Raw genomic sequence first — 15601 nt, 5'->3', positions numbered from 1 at the left:
GTCAGCGCCCGCTCAGCCAGGTGTCGAAGAACTGCAGCCGCGCCGAGGCCTCGAACTTCAGATCCTGGGTGCCCGCCGCCGCGCCGATCGCCTGCGAGAGCTCGATGGTCGGGACGTAGAGGCCGTTGTCGAGGATCTGCTGCTGCGCGGTCTTGATCAACTCCGCCCGCGCAGCCGGGTCGTTGGTGGCGAGCTGCTTGTCCAAGGTCTCGTCCAGCGCCGGGATCGGGCCGCGCGCGTTGAGATTGCGGCCGGTGACGGCGAAGGAAGTGCGCAGGATGTCGCCGTCGGCGCGGGTGGAGTTGCCGTAGGTGGAGTCGTAGTCCTTGGCGTTCATCTTGGCGGTCCACTCCGGCAGCGACACCAGGTCGAGCCGCAGGTCGACGCCGACCTGTCGCAGCTGCTGCTGCACCAGCTCCAGGATCGCCTGATTGCCGGCGAACACCTGGCTGAAGGTGACCGAGAAGCTCAGTCGCTCACCGTTCTTCGCGCGGATGCCGTCCGGGCCGGTGGTCCAGCCCGCCTGGTCGAGGATCGACTTCGCCTTCGCGGGGTCGTAGGGCAGGCGCGCCGAGAGGTCGGTGTAGGCGGGTGTCGCCGAGGCCAGCGTCGAGGTCGCGGTCTTGAACTGCGGGCCGAGCACGGTGTCGACGAGTTGCTGCCGGTCGAGCGCGGGCAGCAGCGCCTGGCGCACCGCGGGATCGCGCAGCGGACCGCGCGTCACATTGACGTGCAGGCCGAACGGTGTGCCGGGGTTGGACGTGGAGAGCACCCGACCGCCGACCGCCTCGATCTGTGGGGCGTCCTGGGGCAGCGCGTCGCTGATCGCGTCGAGCTGACCGGAGACGAGACTGCCGGTGCGCACCCCGGATTCGGGGACGACGGTGAACTCGATCCGATCCAGGTACGCCTCGCCCTCGTGCCCGAAAACGTCCGAACCCCAGTGGTATCCGGTGCGCTTGGCCAGCGCCACGGAGACGTCCTGCTTGTATTCGGCGTAGGTGAAGGGGCCGCTGCCGATGTTGTCGCCCGCGCACCTGGCCTCGGCCGGTTTCGCGTTGGTCGCCTGGCCGAGGATGCCGAGTTGCGGGGTCGAGGAGGCCTGCAGGAACTGGGCGTTCGGCTGGCTGAATTCGACACGGGCGGTGAGCTTGTCGACCGCGGTGGTGCCGACGTAGTTGGTGAGGTAGCTCGTGCCGAGCGGGGCCTTCGCGCCGCCGAGCCGCACGACCGCGTCGAAGGTGTCGCGCACCGAGTCGGCGGTGAGCGGGGTGCCGTCGCTGAAAGTGACCCCGTCGGCGAGCCGGAAGGTGAAGACCTTGGCGTCGGGGCTGATCTCCCAGCTCTTGGCCAGCCACGGCGTGATCGCGCCGGTCTTCGGATCCTGATCGGTGAGCGAGTCGACGATCTGGCGGGCGACATAGATCGACTGGTTCGACCCGGCCTGCGCCGGATCCGAGCACGAGGGCGCCTGCGACAGGCCGTACCGCAGCGTGCCACCCGGCTGCGGCGGACCGGCCTGCCCGCCGGGACCTCCCGACTCCCCGCCGCACGCGGCCACGGTGGCGGCGGTGGCGAACACGCCGACGACGGCGGCGAGACGATGACGAGAACCGATCACGGGGTGACTCCAGAGAATTCGCGGCCTGCGGCCAGGGGACGGCTGGGAATGCGGCGGCGCAGCTCCGGCGCCACCTCGGCCTGGAACAGCTCGAGGCTGCCCAGGTAGTCGGCGTCGGCGCGGCCTTCGCGCTCGGCGGAGAGGTGGATCACCTCGTGCCCGAACCGCTCGTGATAGCGACCGACCTTGTCGATCACCTCCTGCGGGCTGCCGATCAGCGCGGAACTGCGCGCGACGAAGTCGTCGAGGGTGTCGAACACGAGGGGCAGGCCCAGCTTTCGCGCCAGCGCCGACCGCGCCTCGAACAGCGGGGCGTACACCGCCCTGGCCTGCTGCGAGGTGGGCGCGACGTGGAAGCCCGCGGTACCGGCGCCGACCAGCGCGTCGGCCGGGTCGTGGCCGTGGTGTGCCCAGCGCTCCCGGTAGTGCCGCACCAGTTCGGCGTAGGGCTCGATCGGATGGGTCACGTTCGCGGAGAACAGCGGATCACCGTGGCGGGCGGCCAGTTCCACCGATTCGCGGCTGGTCGCGCTGCCGTGCCAGACCCGGATCCGCGGCTGCCACGGTCGCGGCAGCGCCTTCGCCGCGGTGAGCGGTGGGCGGAAACGGCCCGACCAGGTCACCTCGTCGCTGTCCCACAGGGCACGGAACAGCTCGTAGCCCTCGCGATTGCGATCCCACTGATCCTCGGTGGTGACGTGGTAGAGCCGGGCCTGCGCGGCGCCGTTGCCCTTGCCGATGATCAGCTCCAGGCGCCCGTCGGCGAGATTGTCCAGCGTCGAGTAGTCCTCGAACGCGCGCACCGGATCCAGCAGACTCAGCGTGGTCACCGCGGTGAACAGGGTGATCCGCGAGGTGACCGCGGCGAGGTGGCTCAGCAGCACCGGGGGAGCGGCCGAGAGGAAGGGGTCCTCGTGGCGCTCGCCGACGGCGAACCCGTCGTAGCCCAGCTCCTCGGCCAGGCGCGCCTGCTCGACGACCTCCCGGAACCGGTCCCTGGTCGCCGGGACAACGCCGGTGTGCGGATCGGGCACCCTGGTCACCAAGGTGAACAGCAGAAACTTCACGTTGACCTCCTCCATCGAACCCGGCGGAAGCACCCACACCCGGTCACGGGCGGGTTGCTGCGACGTCGTGGAGCCAGGTCTCTCGGTCGCTCTGGATGGTGTGCCCCAGCCATCGAGCCCGAGCTGAACCAGCATGGGGCACAGGCGCGATCGCGCACAACGGTAGAAATCAGCGTGAGCGCAGAGCTTCGATCCGGGGCCGAACGCGACGACAATGTGCGCGACGCGCCGAACAAGGATCGCCGCCACCTGGGCGGATTCGGTCCGCGCGGGGAGTAGCCTCGGCCTTCTTCACGTCGATGAGGAGTGCGCCGTGTTCGATTCGCGTCCGAAGACCACGCTCACCACGCTGGCGGCCTGCGCCGCCGCGCTCCTACTCGCCGCGCCACCCGCGGCGGCGGAGCCCGCGGTAACCAGGGATGCGCCCGCGACGCAGGCCGCGGGGCCGGGTGACCTGCTCGGCGCCTATCAGACCGTCGTCGCCACCCTCGAATCGCTGGGCGTCCAGCCGTTCCTGTACCCCACGGTCGCCGCGAACTGCGCCGGGGACGGGCTCGGTCTCGTCCCGGCCGTGGCGGGCGCGGTGCCCGGCCCGTGGCCGTCGAACACCGTCCAGATCCCCGGCCTCGATCTCACCGCGGTGAAGTCCGGGCAGACGATGTTCACCTTCCTGCCCTACGGGCTCGCCCCGGACACCGCCGCCACCAAGACCTCCGGCATGCAGGTGGCCTGGCTCAACATCAGCACCGGCCGCGGCGGGATGGCCTCGATGGGGTCGATCGCCGACATCGTCCGCGCGCTGGTGCCGCCCGAGGTGCCGGTGGAACTGCGGCCGCTGGCCGAGACGGCCATCCGCGACTTCCTCTTCACCGCCATCCCCGTCGGCGGTGTGCGCGCGGTCCCCGTCGACACCGGGCACGGCACGGTGCTGGCCGCCGTCTTCGGCACCACCGACAACGCGGGCCGCTCCTGCTTCTTCTTCCCGACGGTGGGCATCACCGAAGTCCCCTGACCCGACGCGGGTTTGCCGCTACGCACCCGAAGGGGTGGATCGCGCTACTCCGGGTGAGTTCGCGTCTGGTCGGCGCGGAGCGGGCGGAACAGGTCGGCGGGTTCGTCCTCGCCGGGTGGGCGATGAGGGCGGACTGCTCAGCCGAGCCGGTCGGCGACCCGCGCGGCGCTCGGGGTGACGAGTGGCCGCTGCTTCCAGCGCAGGTCGCCGGAGCGGTGACGGCGGTGCGAGCGGGCCCACAGCGACAGGTACTTCAGGACGCCCACGGGATGGGCGAGGGCCGAGGTGAGATCGGCGCCGGTCGGGCGGCGGCGGCTCTCGAGGCGCCGGGCGACGAGCCGGCCCGCGACGGCGGCGAGATAGCCGAGCAGCCCCGCGCGGCGGACCGGCCCGCGGCCGAGCAGCAGCGCCAGCGGTGGGACCCAATAGGCCAGCGCGGCAACGACTCCCACGGCCGCGCCCGCGTCGACGCGGCCGCCGTAGGCCGACCACAGCCAGCGCGTGTAGCCCTCGGCGAGTTCGGCAGCCCCGGTGTACATCCGGGTCGTGGCCGCCGGGCCCGCGGTGACCAGCGCGGTGCGGTGCCCGGCCCGGCGCAGCGCCCTGGCCAGGTCGAGGTCTTCGGTGGCGCTCGCGGCGACGCCCGCGTGCCCGCCACCGGCGCGATAGGCGGCCGCGTCGACCGCGAGGAACTGCCCGCACGCCACGGCGGTCGACGGGCGCAGGCTGTGATTGGCCGGACCCAGCGGCAGGGTGGACGCCCACGACCACGCCAGCAGCGGCTGCACCAGTCGCTCCGTCGGTGACCCGGTCTCCTGCACCGGCCACGCCGACACCAGACCGGCTCCGCGCTTGCGCAATTCGGTGACCGCTGCCGCCACGGCGTGCGGCGCCAGGCGCACATCGGCGTCGACGAAGACCAGCGCGGCGGCGTCGGTGCGGGCGGCCAGGCGCGCGCAGGCGGCGGCCTTGCCGGTCCAGCCGGGCGCGGGGTGGGCGGCCGAGCGGAGCACGCTGAACCGGTCGTCGCCCGCGATCGCGGCGATCGCGGCCTCGTAGGTGCCGTCGGTGGAGGCGTCGTCGAGGATGAGCACCCGCAGCCGGGGGACGCCGGTCTGGGCGCGCAGATCGGCGATCAGGGCGGGCAGCCTGTCGGCCTCGTCGCGGGCGGGGACGCAGACCGTCACCGGCTCGATCACGCCCGAGACCCGGCGCGGCAGGGTGCGCAGGGTGGCCAGGTTGTAGAGGGCGGTGCTCGCGCCGAGCGCGGCCAGGCCGGTTCCGGCCCAGGTCAGCGTGCGTGCCGCCGCGCCCATGTCAGCGGCCGAGCCTGCGCCGGGCGATCTCGTCCCACATCTCCCGTGGCGAGAACCGGCCGCGCGGCGCGTTCGGCGCGGCGGGGTTGCGATCACGGAAGGCCAGGCCGGCCACGAGCGCGGCGACGGCCAGGGTGATGCCGCCGACGATGCCGGCCCAGCCCGCGAACGAGCGCGTGTTCGGATCGGCGTACTTCACCTCGGCGCGCAGCGAGGAGGTCTCGCCGGCGGGCAGCTTCCACGAGACGGTGTTGTCGCCCTCGCGGGTGCCGTTGGTCTTGGCGACGCGGGCCGGGAACGCGATGGAGAACTGCACGTCCGAGCCCTGCGGCGGCAGCGACTCGAGATCGACACGCCCGGTGAGGCTCACCAGATCGCCGCTACGCTTGAACTCCAGGGTGAACAGGCCCTGCGTCTGGTCCGACAGGCCGCCCAGCTGGCCGACCTCGCCGAAGGACAGATCGTCGAAGAACACCTGGGTGCCCACGAAGCCGTCCTGGTTGTACTTCTCCACCCGCACCTTCGCCGCCAGCTGGTCGGGCGCCTTCAGCTGCGGGCCCTTGTCCTCGGAGTTGGTCGGCACCACCGCGGCCACGATCCGGCCCGACACGCGGTCGTTGGACGACACGCCCATCGACACCTGCACCCGCAGGCAACCGGTCAGCGCGGACACCAACAGGGCCAGCAGAACGGTGACGGCGGCGACGCGCCGCGCGGGGACGGATCGGCGCGGTGACGGCGTGGGCTTGTCGGCGACGGGACTCGGCTGCACGGGTGACATCGTGCCAGGCCCGGGCCCGAGAACCCACACGACGGGCCCACCCCGCGCCACCGACCGGCACCGAACAGGCGTTTCCCGGGGAATTCGGCGGGCTGGCCGGGTCAGCCGGTGCGGGCGTGCCGCGCGAGCAACGGGACGCCGAGCAACCCCAGCCCCGCGAAACCCCAGGCCGCCGACGCGGGCAGACCGAGGAAGACCGCGTGCGCGAGCGTGGAACCGAGCCAGGTCCAGGCGAAGACGGCGACCGGCACCGCCACCGAATCGTCCCGCGCCGGCGGGAGCAACCGGTCCAGCACGGTCAGCAACACCGCCATGAGCGTCGCCACCAGCGCCCAGCCGAGGTAGTTCGTGTACGGGATCTGCGGCAGGCCGGGCAGCCCGGCGTCGGTGACGCGCCAGGTCCACTGCCCGTCGGCCACCATCTGCGGATCGAGGAACAGGTCCCACCCCACCGCGCCGAGGACGAACACTCCGCAACGCAGCGCGCTCGTGGCAGCCGTCCGAGCCTCGGCGGTGATCTCCCGCGCCGCGGCCTGCCTCGTCGCGAAGTCGCCCGCGAGCGGGCGGCTGGGGGCGCGTCGGCCTGCCGGTTCCGCGGCGGTGGCCGGTTGCTCCGCGGGCCCGACCTCCGGCAGCGCTCCGTCGGGCGCGGCGCGGTGTCGCGGGTCGTCGGGCTCGGCGTCTGGCATTCGGCGTGCCGTGGTGAGCAACCCGGCGACGATCCAGATCGGGTACAGGCCACCGGTCCACGCCAGCGGGACGATCAGGGGCACGTCGGCGAGTGCGGGGCCGAGCCGGTCGACGGCGTAGGAGTAGGCGCCGAACGGATATCCGGTGGCCGTTCCGATCATCTCCGCGAGGAGGCCGAGACCGGACACGATCACGAAGAACCCGGCGGCCCAGCGCACTCCGCGCGTCGTCACGGCGTGCAGCAGTGCGGTCGCCACGGTCAGCAGGACCACCGCGACGGTGATCCGGTCCCGCGCCGCCCCGGCACTCAACGGGTAGGTGATCTGGACCAGCACCAGCGACACCGCCGCGACAGCGGGGATCGCCCGGGCCGGTGCCGCACCCACCCAGGCGCGGACCGCATCGCCCGCACGCGCGGCGACGCCGGGCACTCGGCGGAACCGGCCGGCGCGAATCACCGTGGCCTCCCGTGCGGCCGTGCGGCCTCGGCGGGGCGCCGCACGGTCGCGTGGCGACGGGCACCGGATGAGCCGCGCGCCGTCGAGGGTCGATCGCCCGGTCCGGCAGTGCCGGGCGGCGGCTCCCCGCTCGCGTCAGGCGTTCGCGCGAGCACGGGGCTCGGGTTTCGACGCGCTGTCATCGCTTGTGTGACACGGTGAATCGTCGCTTGCGCCGGTCGCCGAGGAGCAGCCTGGCGGCGCTGCGCCCGCTGGCACCGGACACGCCGCCGCCCGGGTGGGTGGAGGCGCCGGTGAGGTAGAGCCCGGGGGCGCCGGGCACCCGCTGGCCCGACAGTTCGGGCAGCGGCCGCCACAGCATCATCTGGTCCAGCGACATCTCGATGTGCATCACATTGCCGCCGCGCAGACCCATCTCCCGCTCGAGGTCGACGGGCGTCTGGACGAAGCGCTGCCGCACCGAGGACGCGAATCCCGGTGCGTACCGCTCCACTTCGGCGATGACGCGGTCCGCCTCGTGCTCGGCGTGCGCCGTCCAGTCGCTGCCGTCGGCCAGCGCGTAGGGATGCCACTGCGCCCACAGCGAGAGTTGATGCTCACCGGGCGGGGCGATGCTGGGGTCGAGCGCGCTGAAACTCATGGCCAGCACCACCGGGCGTGGGGGCAGCGTGCCGCCCATGGCCGCGCCGTGCGCCAGCCGCAGCTGATTGCGGTCGCCGACCAGGAACTGCAGTCCGTGGGCCGACTCCTCGGCCGTCGCGCCGGGGTACTCCGGGAGCCGATCGGTGGCGAGGCGCACCACCATGCCGATGCCGGGGCCGACCCGGATCCGCCGCTGCCAGTCGTCGAGGGCGCCCGCGTCGAAATCACCGGCGCGCAACAGGTCGAGGGTGGTCAGGATGTGCGAGCCCGCGATCACCGTGTCGGCGCGCAGTTCTCGTCCCGCCGCGGTCCGTACCCGCCAGCCGTCGCCGTCACGGCGCAGGGCGGTGACGGCCTCCCCGAGGTGCAGGTCACCGCCGTCGGCACGCAGCCGGGCGATCAGCGCGGCGCTCAGTGCCCCACTTCCCCCCACGGCCCGGCCGGGCGGCAGCCGGTGCATGAGCGCGGCGAAACCCGCCATCGGCGCCGAGCCGGGCTCCGACATCGGCGGGCCGGACTGCGCGCCGAACCAGGCCAGCGAGGCCTTGAGCCGCTCGTCGTCGAACCAGTGGTCCAGCAGCGCGTCACCGGTCTGCAGGAACTCCCGCGACAGCGCGCTCCCGCCGTCGCGCGCGTCCAGCCCCCAGAACGAGCGCAGCAGGCGGCCGGGGGTCGGCGGCCCGCCGAAGGAGCGCATCACCCGCGCGCTGCGCTCGCCCCACACCGCGACGAATCGGCGGTAGGCATCGGCGTCGCGCGCGCCGCAGGCGGCCGCGATCGAGGCGCAGGTGGCGTCGAGATCCCGGTGGAAGACGATCGGTGGGCGCACGCCGTCGGACGGGGTGAAACCCCATGGATCACAGTCGAGATAGCGCAGCCCGAAGCGCGCGAGCTCGAGCTCCTCGACGATTCCGGTGTGCCGGATCATGATGTGCGCCGAGGACCCGCGATCCACCAGATGACCGGGGAACCGCTCGACCGTCGAGACCGCGCCGCCGGGCACCTCGTCGCGCTCGAGCACCGTCACCCGCTGTCCGGCCCGCGCCAGGTAGCAGGCGGCGACCAGCGCGTTGTGCCCCGAACCGACGACGACGGTCGTCCCCGCCGCGCTCACGCCCGGCTGCCCGGCAGCGGCAGACGCCGCCCCAGGATGGCGAACGGCCTGGTGTCGCCCGCGAACACGAAATTGCGGATCACATCGGTGAAGCCGGCCCGCCGGTACAGCCGCCAGGCCCGGTTGGCCTCCTCGGGGACCTCCGGTGTCGACAGCAGCACCGCGGCCTCCGGCCGGTCCGCCAGCAGCCGCTCGAGCAGCGTCGATCCGATGCCACGGCCCTGCGCCGCCGGATGCACGTGCAGTTCGGTGAGCTCGAAGTAGTCGGCGAGCAGATCGCGGGCGGCCGCTTCGGGCCAGCCGCAGCGGCGCATACCGGTGTGCACCTGCTGATGCCACCACTGCCGCGGCGCGCCGCTGTAACCGTAGGCGATCGCGACGATCGGCGCGGTGCGCAGGTCGACCGCGCCGGAGTCGTCGGGCAGCACGGCCGCCACGGCCCGCCATCCGGCGCGGGTGGTGTGTTCGGTCCACATCGGAGCACGGTGGTGCTCGGTGCCGCGCGGATAGTCCATGGCTGCCACATAGACCGACAGCGCGTCGTGCAGGCGCGCGCGCAGGGCGGCGACACTGAGGTCGACGACCACGGGTGCGGGGGTGGTGTGATTCGGCTTGACGGCTGTCATTGCTCTCGTCGCTGGCGCGCAGGCGCGGAAGTTGTCGGTGGGTGTCCCTATATTCAAACCCAATTCAAACGTTCGAATGCTTGTTCGATCTGTGCGAGGGGCGAAAGGGGCAGCAGATGGCTGGTCGCAACGATGGTCGGGAGCACGCGGGGCACGACGGTCGCGCGGGCGGCCTGCTACGGCAGGCCGATGCCCTGCTCACCGATTCGGCCTGGGAGCACGAGCCAGGGGAGCGCTTCCGCACGGCCTACCTGGCCGCCCTGCGCGGCGCGGGCGCCATGATCGCGCTCACCGGCGCCGACCGGGCGCCGCGGGCGCGCTCGCGCAGCGCGTGGGTGCTGCTGAGACGTGCGACACCCGAGTTCGCGATGTGGGCCGACTACTTCGAGGCCCATTCGCAGCTGCGGGCCGATCTGGAGGCCGGACTCGATCGCAAGATCACCGACACCAGGGCCGACGAGTTCTGTTCACGCGTGGGCGCATTCCTCTACGACATCGACGATGCGCTGGTCGCCGCCGCCAAGACACGCCCGCAGCCGGGCCGCGACCGGGACATGACCGCTTAGTTATCACCGAGTAGGTGGTACGGCTTCGATCGAACTCGTATCATGGGGAGCAGATAGCCGCCAAGGTCGGCTACCCGTCGCCTACCCGGAGGCGACCAGCCACGCCTAGTGCCGGGGGAGGTACCGTGCCACTCTCCGAGCACGAGCAGCGCATGCTCGAACAGATCGAGAGCGCTCTCTATGCTGAGGATCCGAAGTTCGCCTCGTCCGTCCGCGGCGGACGCCTTCGCTCCACGTCGAGTCGACGCAGACTGCAGGCGGCGGCGCTGTTCGCCGTCGGCCTGTTCCTGCTCGTCGCCGGCCTGGCCGCCCCGTTCAAGCCGGGCGGTTTCCCGATCATCAGCCTCGTCGGCTTCATCGCCATGTTCGGCGCCGGAGTCCTGCTCATGATCGGCAACTCCCGCAAGTCCGCTCATCAGGACTCGGGCGAGACCTCCGCGTCGGGTGCGAGCCCGTCGGGCGGCTCGTCCGGTCGCGGTGGCCGGCCCCGCAAGTCGGGCGGCTTCTCCGAGCGGATGGAAGACCGGTTCCGCCGAAGGTTCGAGCAGGAGTAGCTCCGCTGTAGCCGGAGCACGACGGCATCGAAGGCGGCGCCGCACCCAGCCGGGTGCGGCGCCGCCTTCGCCTGTTCTGCGCCCGATTCCCCGATGACGGCGTGATCAGGGCGCTTCCCCCACCTTCCCCACCGTTCCCCACCGCGCCCCCGCGCGCGGTGACGGCGCGTGTTCGCACCCGTCGCACCTGCGAAGTTTGCTGAACGTTGTCGGAACCGCAGGTTGCCGACCCGCGCGGGTTGTCCGAACACGCGATAGTCGCGAATCTCGGTGATAGCTGGCATGACCTGCGGAATTGTGCCGGCGGGGACCAGGATCACCCGGGGTTTCGATTGAAAGTGGGGGAAAGTGGGGTAATGTGGGTCGCGCACTACAGGAGAGGCCGTACGGCGAGGTGATCCAGTAGGGAGGTGGCCGGGATGTTTCTCGGTACCTACACCCCCCGATTGGATGACAAAGGGCGACTGACGTTGCCTGCGAAGTTCCGAGACGATCTGGCGGGAGGGTTGATGGTCACCAAAGGTCAAGACCACAGCCTGGCCGTGTATCCGAAAGACGAGTTCACCGCGCTCGCGCGGCGGGCCGCGGCGGCGTCTCGAAGCAATCCGCAGGCAAGGGCTTTCGTCCGCGCGCTGGCGGCGGGCACCGACGAGCAACGTCCGGACGCACAGGGCCGGATCACGCTGTCGCCGGACCATCGGCGCTACGCCAATCTCGCGCGGGATTGCGTGGTGATCGGTTCGGTCGACTTCCTCGAGATATGGGACAAGCAGGCGTGGGAGTCCTACCTCGCCGAGCACGAGGAGGACTACGCGCAAGCCAGAGACGAGTCGCTGGGCGGGATCTTCTAGCCGGAGCACGCGAGTGCTGCGAGGCCTCTGCCCGGGCGCGGACCCTGACGTACTTCCCCGACGCCAGGTGCCGCGCCTCGGTCAGAGACCTCGACGCATTCGCTCATCGCAAATCTCATTCGAAAGCACTGTGTGGCAAGGCGACCCGTCTGCGACGCGAGGCAGTATCCCGGGAGGTCGAGGTGAACCATGACACCGAGAACCCCCGTCATGTGCCGGTCCTGCTCGAACGAGCCGACGAGCTGCTCGGCCCCGCGCTGAGCGAACCGGGCGCGGTCTACCTCGACGCGACCCTCGGTCTCGGCGGGCATGCCGAACACTTCCTGCGCACCTACCCGGACGCGCGCCTGGTCGGCCTCGACCGCGACACCACCGCGCTGCGGCTGGCCGGGGAGCGGCTCGCGCCCTACGCCGACCGGATCACGCTGGTGCACACCCGCTACGACGGCATCGCCGACGCGCTCGCCGAGGCGGGCCTGCCCGAAACCGATTCCGTCTCAGCGATTCTGATGGACCTCGGGGTGTCGTCGATGCAGCTCGACGAGGCCGACCGCGGCTTCGCCTACTCCGTCGACGCGCCGCTGGACATGCGGATGGACCCGACCACCGGCCCGACCGCCGCCGACGTGCTCAACACCTACAGCCACGGTGACCTGGCCAGGGTGCTGAAAACCTATGGCGACGAACGGTTCGCGGGCAAGATCGCCTCCGAGGTGCTGCGCAGGCGCGCGGTCAAGCCGTTCACCACCAGCGCCGAGCTGGTCGAACTGCTCTACGACACCATCCCGGCCGCGGCGCGGCGCACCGGTGGACATCCGGCCAAGCGCACGTTCCAGGCCCTGCGGGTGGAGGTCAACGGAGAGCTCGATTCGCTGCGCGCGGCGCTGCCCGCGGCGCTCGACGCGCTGCGCGTGGGCGGGCGGATCTGCGTCATGTCGTACCAGTCGCTGGAGGACCGGCTGGTCAAGCAGGAATTCGCGCCACGCATCGTCTCCAGGTCGCCGATGGATCTGCCGGTCGAATTGCCCGGTATGGGACCGGAATTCCGGATGCTCACCCGCGGCGCGGAGAAAGCGACCGAGTCCGAGATCGAGGTCAACCCGCGATCCGCGCCGGTGCGGATGCGCGCGGCCGAACGGATCGCGGAGAGGTCAGGGAGGACACAGGAGGGGACACGATGAGCCTGCGGACGAGCACCGTCGCCGTGCCGGGCCGGACGGCCCGCCGCGCCGAGACGGCCGAACGGGTGAAATCCGGTGCCGCACAGCGGGCCTACGCGCGCAAGCGCACCAGGGAGCAGCTGCTCGACGGCATCGAGCTGCCCGAACGGGCGTCGAGCATGGCCGGGCGGATTCCCTTCGTCACCGCCATCATCGGTCTGCTCGGCTGCGGTCTCGCGCTCACCCTGCTGCTCACCACCCGTGCCGCCGAGGACAGCTACCTGCTCGGTGACGCCAGGGCCGTCAACCGCAAGCTCGCCGACGAGCGCGCCGCGCTGGAGCGTGAGGTCGCCGCCGCCGACTCCGCCCCCGAATTGGCCGCGCGCGCACGGGAACTCGGCATGATCCCGGCCAAGGACCCGGCCCGGCTGGTGCTCGGTCCCGGCGGTGCGGTGACCGTCATCGGGACACCGAGCCCGGCCCAGGGCGCGCCTGCGCCGCCGCTCAACGCGCCCCCGACCACCACCCCCACCGGTCCGGTCCCCGGCCATGCGCAGGCGCAGGGCGAACGTGTGGTGCCGGTGCAGCCGGGCATCCCGTCGTCGAGCCAGGCGCCCGCGCCCGCACAGGCCGCGCCCACGACACCGGGCGGTGTCCCCCACGGCGGCACCCCGGCCGCGCCTCAGGCTCCGGCCGTCGCGCCGCAGCCCGCCGTCGCTGTCGCGCCTGCCCCGCTCGCCACCGCTCCGGCGGAGGGAACCGCCCCGGCGGAGGGGACGTCGCCCGCACCGCTCGCGCCCGCCGAGGGGCAGACCCCCGCAGGCGGACAGGCGCCCGCGCCGCTGGCCCCCGCCGACGGTCCGGCGCCGATGGCGCCCGCCAACGGTCGCCTGCCCGCGCAGGCGGCACCGGAAGGCCAGGCGCCCGCCCCGATCAGTGGCCAGGTCCCGGTCGAAGGCCAGGCAGCGGACGGCCAGGCGCCTGCGCCGATCAGCGGCCCTGCTCCGGTCGAAGGACAGGTCCCGCCGGTTCCGCCGGCCACCGGCCCCGCCGAGGTCACCGCACCCGCCGACCAGGGCCTACCGGCCGACACGCCGCCGCCCGCACCGGGTGTCGCGCCGGGACCGGGCGGACGGGCCCCGAGTGAGACACCGCGGATCGTGGCTCCGGAGGGCGGTCGATGAGGCAGAGCGGGCCCGCGTCGCGACAGCGTCGCGGGCCGGTCTCGTCGAGGGCCCGCCGCACGCGCTCGCTCTCGCCGGACCGGCCGATCCGGTTGCGGCTCGGCGTCGGCCGGGTCACCCTGCTGGCCTCGCTGGCGGTGGTCGCGCTGCAACTGCTGTACGTGCAGAGCATCGCCGCGCCCGCGCTCTCGGCGCAGGCGGCCTCCCAGCGCACCACGAAGGAGACCGAGGCCGCCGTGCGCGGCCCGATCACCGACCGCAACGGCAACCGGCTCGCCTTCACCCTCACCGCGAAAGCCCTGCACTTCCAGCCGGTCCGGGTGCGTCAGCAGCTGGCCGACGCCAAGAAGACCAAGCCGAGCGCGCCCGATCCGGAGCAGCGGCTGAAGGACATCGCGAAGTTCGTGCACGACAAGCTCGGCGCGGGCGCGCCGAAAGAGGAAGAGCTGCTGGACAAGCTGCGCAGCGACAAGACCTTCACCTACCTGGCGCGCAATGTCGATCCGCGGGTGGCCTCCGAGATCGTCGCCAAGTTCCCCGAGGTCGGCGCCGAACGCCAGGATCTGCGGGAGTACCCCGGCGGGGTGCTGGCGGCCAACGTGGTCGGCGCGACCGGCTGGGACGGGCACGGCCAGATCGGCCTGGAATCCGCGCTGGACTCGGTGCTCGCGGGCACCGACGGTTCGCGCACCTACGACCGCGGTTCCGACGGCGCGGTGATCCCGGGCAGCTATCGCGACCAGCAGCCCGCCGTCAACGGGTACGGCGTCGAGCTCACCCTCGACGAGGACATGCAGTACTTCGTCCAGCAGCAGGTGCAGCAGGCCAAGCAGCAGTCCGGCGCGTCGGCGGCCTCGGCGGTGGTGCTCGACGCCAAGACCGGTCAGGTACTGGCCATGGCCAACGACAACACGTTCAATCCCGCACTGGGGCCCCAGCATTGGGCCTCGGCGAACATGAGCAACCCCTCGGTCTCCGAACCGTTCGAACCGGGCTCGGTGAACAAGATCATCACCGCGGCCGCCGCCATCGAGTACGGGCTCACCTCGCCCGACGAGGTGCTGCAGGTGCCCGGCTCGATCCGGATGTCGGGTGTCACGGTCAACGACGCCTGGCAGCACGGCACCGCGCCCTACACGACCACCGGCATCTTCGGGAAGTCCTCCAACGTGGGCACGCTCATGCTCGCGCAGCGGGTGGGCGAGGACCGCTTCGCCGACATGATCGACCGCTTCGGCCTCGGCAAGCGCACCGGCATCGGCCTGCCCGGCGAGAGCCCGGGCCTGGTGCCCGCGCGCGATCAGTGGTCCGGCGGCACGTTCGCGAACCTGCCCATCGGTCAGGGTCTTTCGATGACGACCCTGCAGATGACCGGCATGTACCAGGCCATCGCCAACGACGGCCTGCGCATCCCGCCGCGCATCGTCAAGGCCAAGGTCGCCCCCGACGGCACCCGCACCGAGGAACTGCAGCCCGACGGCGTGCGTGTGGTGAGCCCGCAGACCGCGGCCACGCTGCGCTCGATCTTCCAGGCGACCGTGCAGAAGGACCCGATGGGCTACCAGATGGGTACCGGTCCGCAGGCCGCGATCGAGGGCTATCAGGTGGCGGGCAAGACCGGCACCGCGCAGAAGGTCGACCCGGCCTGCCGGTGCTACTCGACCTCGTCGTACTACATCACCTTCGCCGGCATGGTGCCCGCCGACAACCCCCGCTACGTGATCGGCATGATGCTCGACGCGCCGGTCCGCAGCTCCGACGGCACCGGGGGCGGATCGGCCGCGCCGCTGTTCCACACCATCGCCTCCTGGGCGTTGCAGCGCGACCGGGTGCCGCCCTCACCGGAGCCCAAGCAGCTCGTGCTGGAGGCGGGGCTCTAACTCCTGCGCCTTGGCACAACCCGCGTTGTCCGTCCGACACCGCGCGTCGGTAACCTGACTGCTCGTCTCGCCCACGCGC

14 protein-coding genes and 1 riboswitch are annotated in these 15601 nt (G+C 72.1%); of the genes, 7 read left to right on the top strand and 7 right to left on the bottom strand.

The window, feature by feature from the left end:
* Position 1 precedes the first annotated feature (1 nt).
* Both AB0H56_RS24885 and AB0H56_RS24880 read right to left on the bottom strand, forming a co-directional pair.
* Entirely contained in the window at positions 2–1621 is a 1620-nt protein-coding gene (locus AB0H56_RS24885; RefSeq protein WP_357167566.1) for an ABC transporter substrate-binding protein, read from the bottom strand.
* Positions 1618–2688, bottom strand: a complete 1071-nt coding sequence (locus AB0H56_RS24880; RefSeq protein WP_357167564.1) for an LLM class flavin-dependent oxidoreductase — start codon at positions 2686–2688, stop codon at positions 1618–1620. The genes AB0H56_RS24885 and AB0H56_RS24880 overlap by 4 nt, the downstream gene beginning before the upstream one ends.
* Positions 2689–2696: 8 nt before the next feature.
* A riboswitch (SAM riboswitch) is annotated at positions 2697–2790 on the bottom strand.
* 211 nt (positions 2791–3001) lie between these two features.
* On the opposite strand from AB0H56_RS24880, the gene AB0H56_RS24875 reads away from it, so the two are divergent.
* Complete coding sequence (locus AB0H56_RS24875; protein ID WP_357167562.1) at positions 3002–3700, top strand: hypothetical protein; 699 nt, start codon at positions 3002–3004, stop codon at positions 3698–3700.
* Positions 3701–3837: 137 nt separating this feature from the next.
* Here AB0H56_RS24875 and AB0H56_RS24870 read toward each other — a convergent pair whose 3' ends face one another.
* From AB0H56_RS24870 to AB0H56_RS24850, 5 genes are all read right to left on the bottom strand, one after another.
* Complete coding sequence (locus AB0H56_RS24870) at positions 3838–5016, bottom strand: glycosyltransferase family 2 protein (protein ID WP_357167560.1); 1179 nt, start codon at positions 5014–5016, stop codon at positions 3838–3840.
* A 1-nt stretch (position 5017) separates the two neighbouring features.
* Positions 5018–5797 carry a DUF3153 domain-containing protein gene (locus AB0H56_RS24865; protein ID WP_357167558.1) on the bottom strand — a complete coding sequence of 260 codons (780 nt, stop codon included), beginning with the start codon at positions 5795–5797 and terminating at the stop codon, positions 5018–5020.
* Positions 5798–5898: 101 nt separating this feature from the next.
* On the bottom strand, positions 5899–6945 hold the full coding sequence (locus AB0H56_RS24860; protein WP_357167556.1) for a carotenoid biosynthesis protein: 1047 nt from the start codon (positions 6943–6945) through the stop codon (positions 5899–5901).
* Between the two features lie 178 nt (positions 6946–7123).
* Positions 7124–8701, bottom strand: a complete 1578-nt coding sequence (locus tag AB0H56_RS24855; protein ID WP_357167555.1) for an NAD(P)/FAD-dependent oxidoreductase — start codon at positions 8699–8701, stop codon at positions 7124–7126.
* Positions 8698–9327, bottom strand: coding sequence for an N-acetyltransferase (locus AB0H56_RS24850; RefSeq protein ID WP_110040774.1), 630 nt, complete (start codon positions 9325–9327; stop codon positions 8698–8700). The genes AB0H56_RS24855 and AB0H56_RS24850 overlap by 4 nt, the downstream gene beginning before the upstream one ends.
* Positions 9328–9443: 116 nt before the next feature.
* Here AB0H56_RS24850 and AB0H56_RS24845 point away from each other — a divergent pair, with 116 nt between their 5' ends.
* The 6 genes from AB0H56_RS24845 to AB0H56_RS24820 all read left to right on the top strand — a co-directional run bounded on the left by AB0H56_RS24845 (position 9444) and on the right by AB0H56_RS24820 (position 15522).
* Positions 9444–9893 carry an SAV_6107 family HEPN domain-containing protein gene (locus AB0H56_RS24845; protein WP_110040773.1) on the top strand — a complete coding sequence of 150 codons (450 nt, stop codon included), beginning with the start codon at positions 9444–9446 and terminating at the stop codon, positions 9891–9893.
* A 125-nt stretch (positions 9894–10018) separates the two neighbouring features.
* Positions 10019–10447: a DUF3040 domain-containing protein gene (locus AB0H56_RS24840; RefSeq protein WP_357167552.1), complete on the top strand. Its 429-nt coding sequence runs from the start codon at positions 10019–10021 to the stop codon at positions 10445–10447.
* 419 nt (positions 10448–10866) lie between these two features.
* Positions 10867–11298, top strand: a complete 432-nt coding sequence (mraZ, locus tag AB0H56_RS24835; RefSeq protein WP_110040885.1) for a division/cell wall cluster transcriptional repressor MraZ — start codon at positions 10867–10869, stop codon at positions 11296–11298.
* A gap of 182 nt (positions 11299–11480) precedes the next feature.
* The gene (rsmH, locus tag AB0H56_RS24830) at positions 11481–12479 is read left to right on the top strand and encodes a 16S rRNA (cytosine(1402)-N(4))-methyltransferase RsmH (RefSeq protein ID WP_357167550.1); all 999 of its coding nucleotides are present in this window, start codon (positions 11481–11483) and stop codon (positions 12477–12479) included.
* The gene (locus AB0H56_RS24825) at positions 12476–13642 is read left to right on the top strand and encodes a hypothetical protein (protein WP_357167548.1); all 1167 of its coding nucleotides are present in this window, start codon (positions 12476–12478) and stop codon (positions 13640–13642) included. The genes rsmH and AB0H56_RS24825 overlap by 4 nt, the downstream gene beginning before the upstream one ends.
* Positions 13639–15522: a penicillin-binding protein 2 gene (locus tag AB0H56_RS24820; RefSeq protein WP_357167546.1), complete on the top strand. Its 1884-nt coding sequence runs from the start codon at positions 13639–13641 to the stop codon at positions 15520–15522. Before AB0H56_RS24825 ends, AB0H56_RS24820 begins: the two co-directional genes overlap by 4 nt.
* Positions 15523–15601: the final 79 nt, after the last annotated feature.

Origin of the sequence: Nocardia sp. NPDC050717 (genome assembly GCF_040654275.1) — a bacterium.
In the GTDB taxonomy this organism is placed as follows: domain Bacteria; phylum Actinomycetota; class Actinomycetes; order Mycobacteriales; family Mycobacteriaceae; genus Nocardia.
The sequence above is the reverse complement of the archived record's forward strand: the minus strand, read 5'-3'. Positions and strand labels throughout refer to the sequence as shown.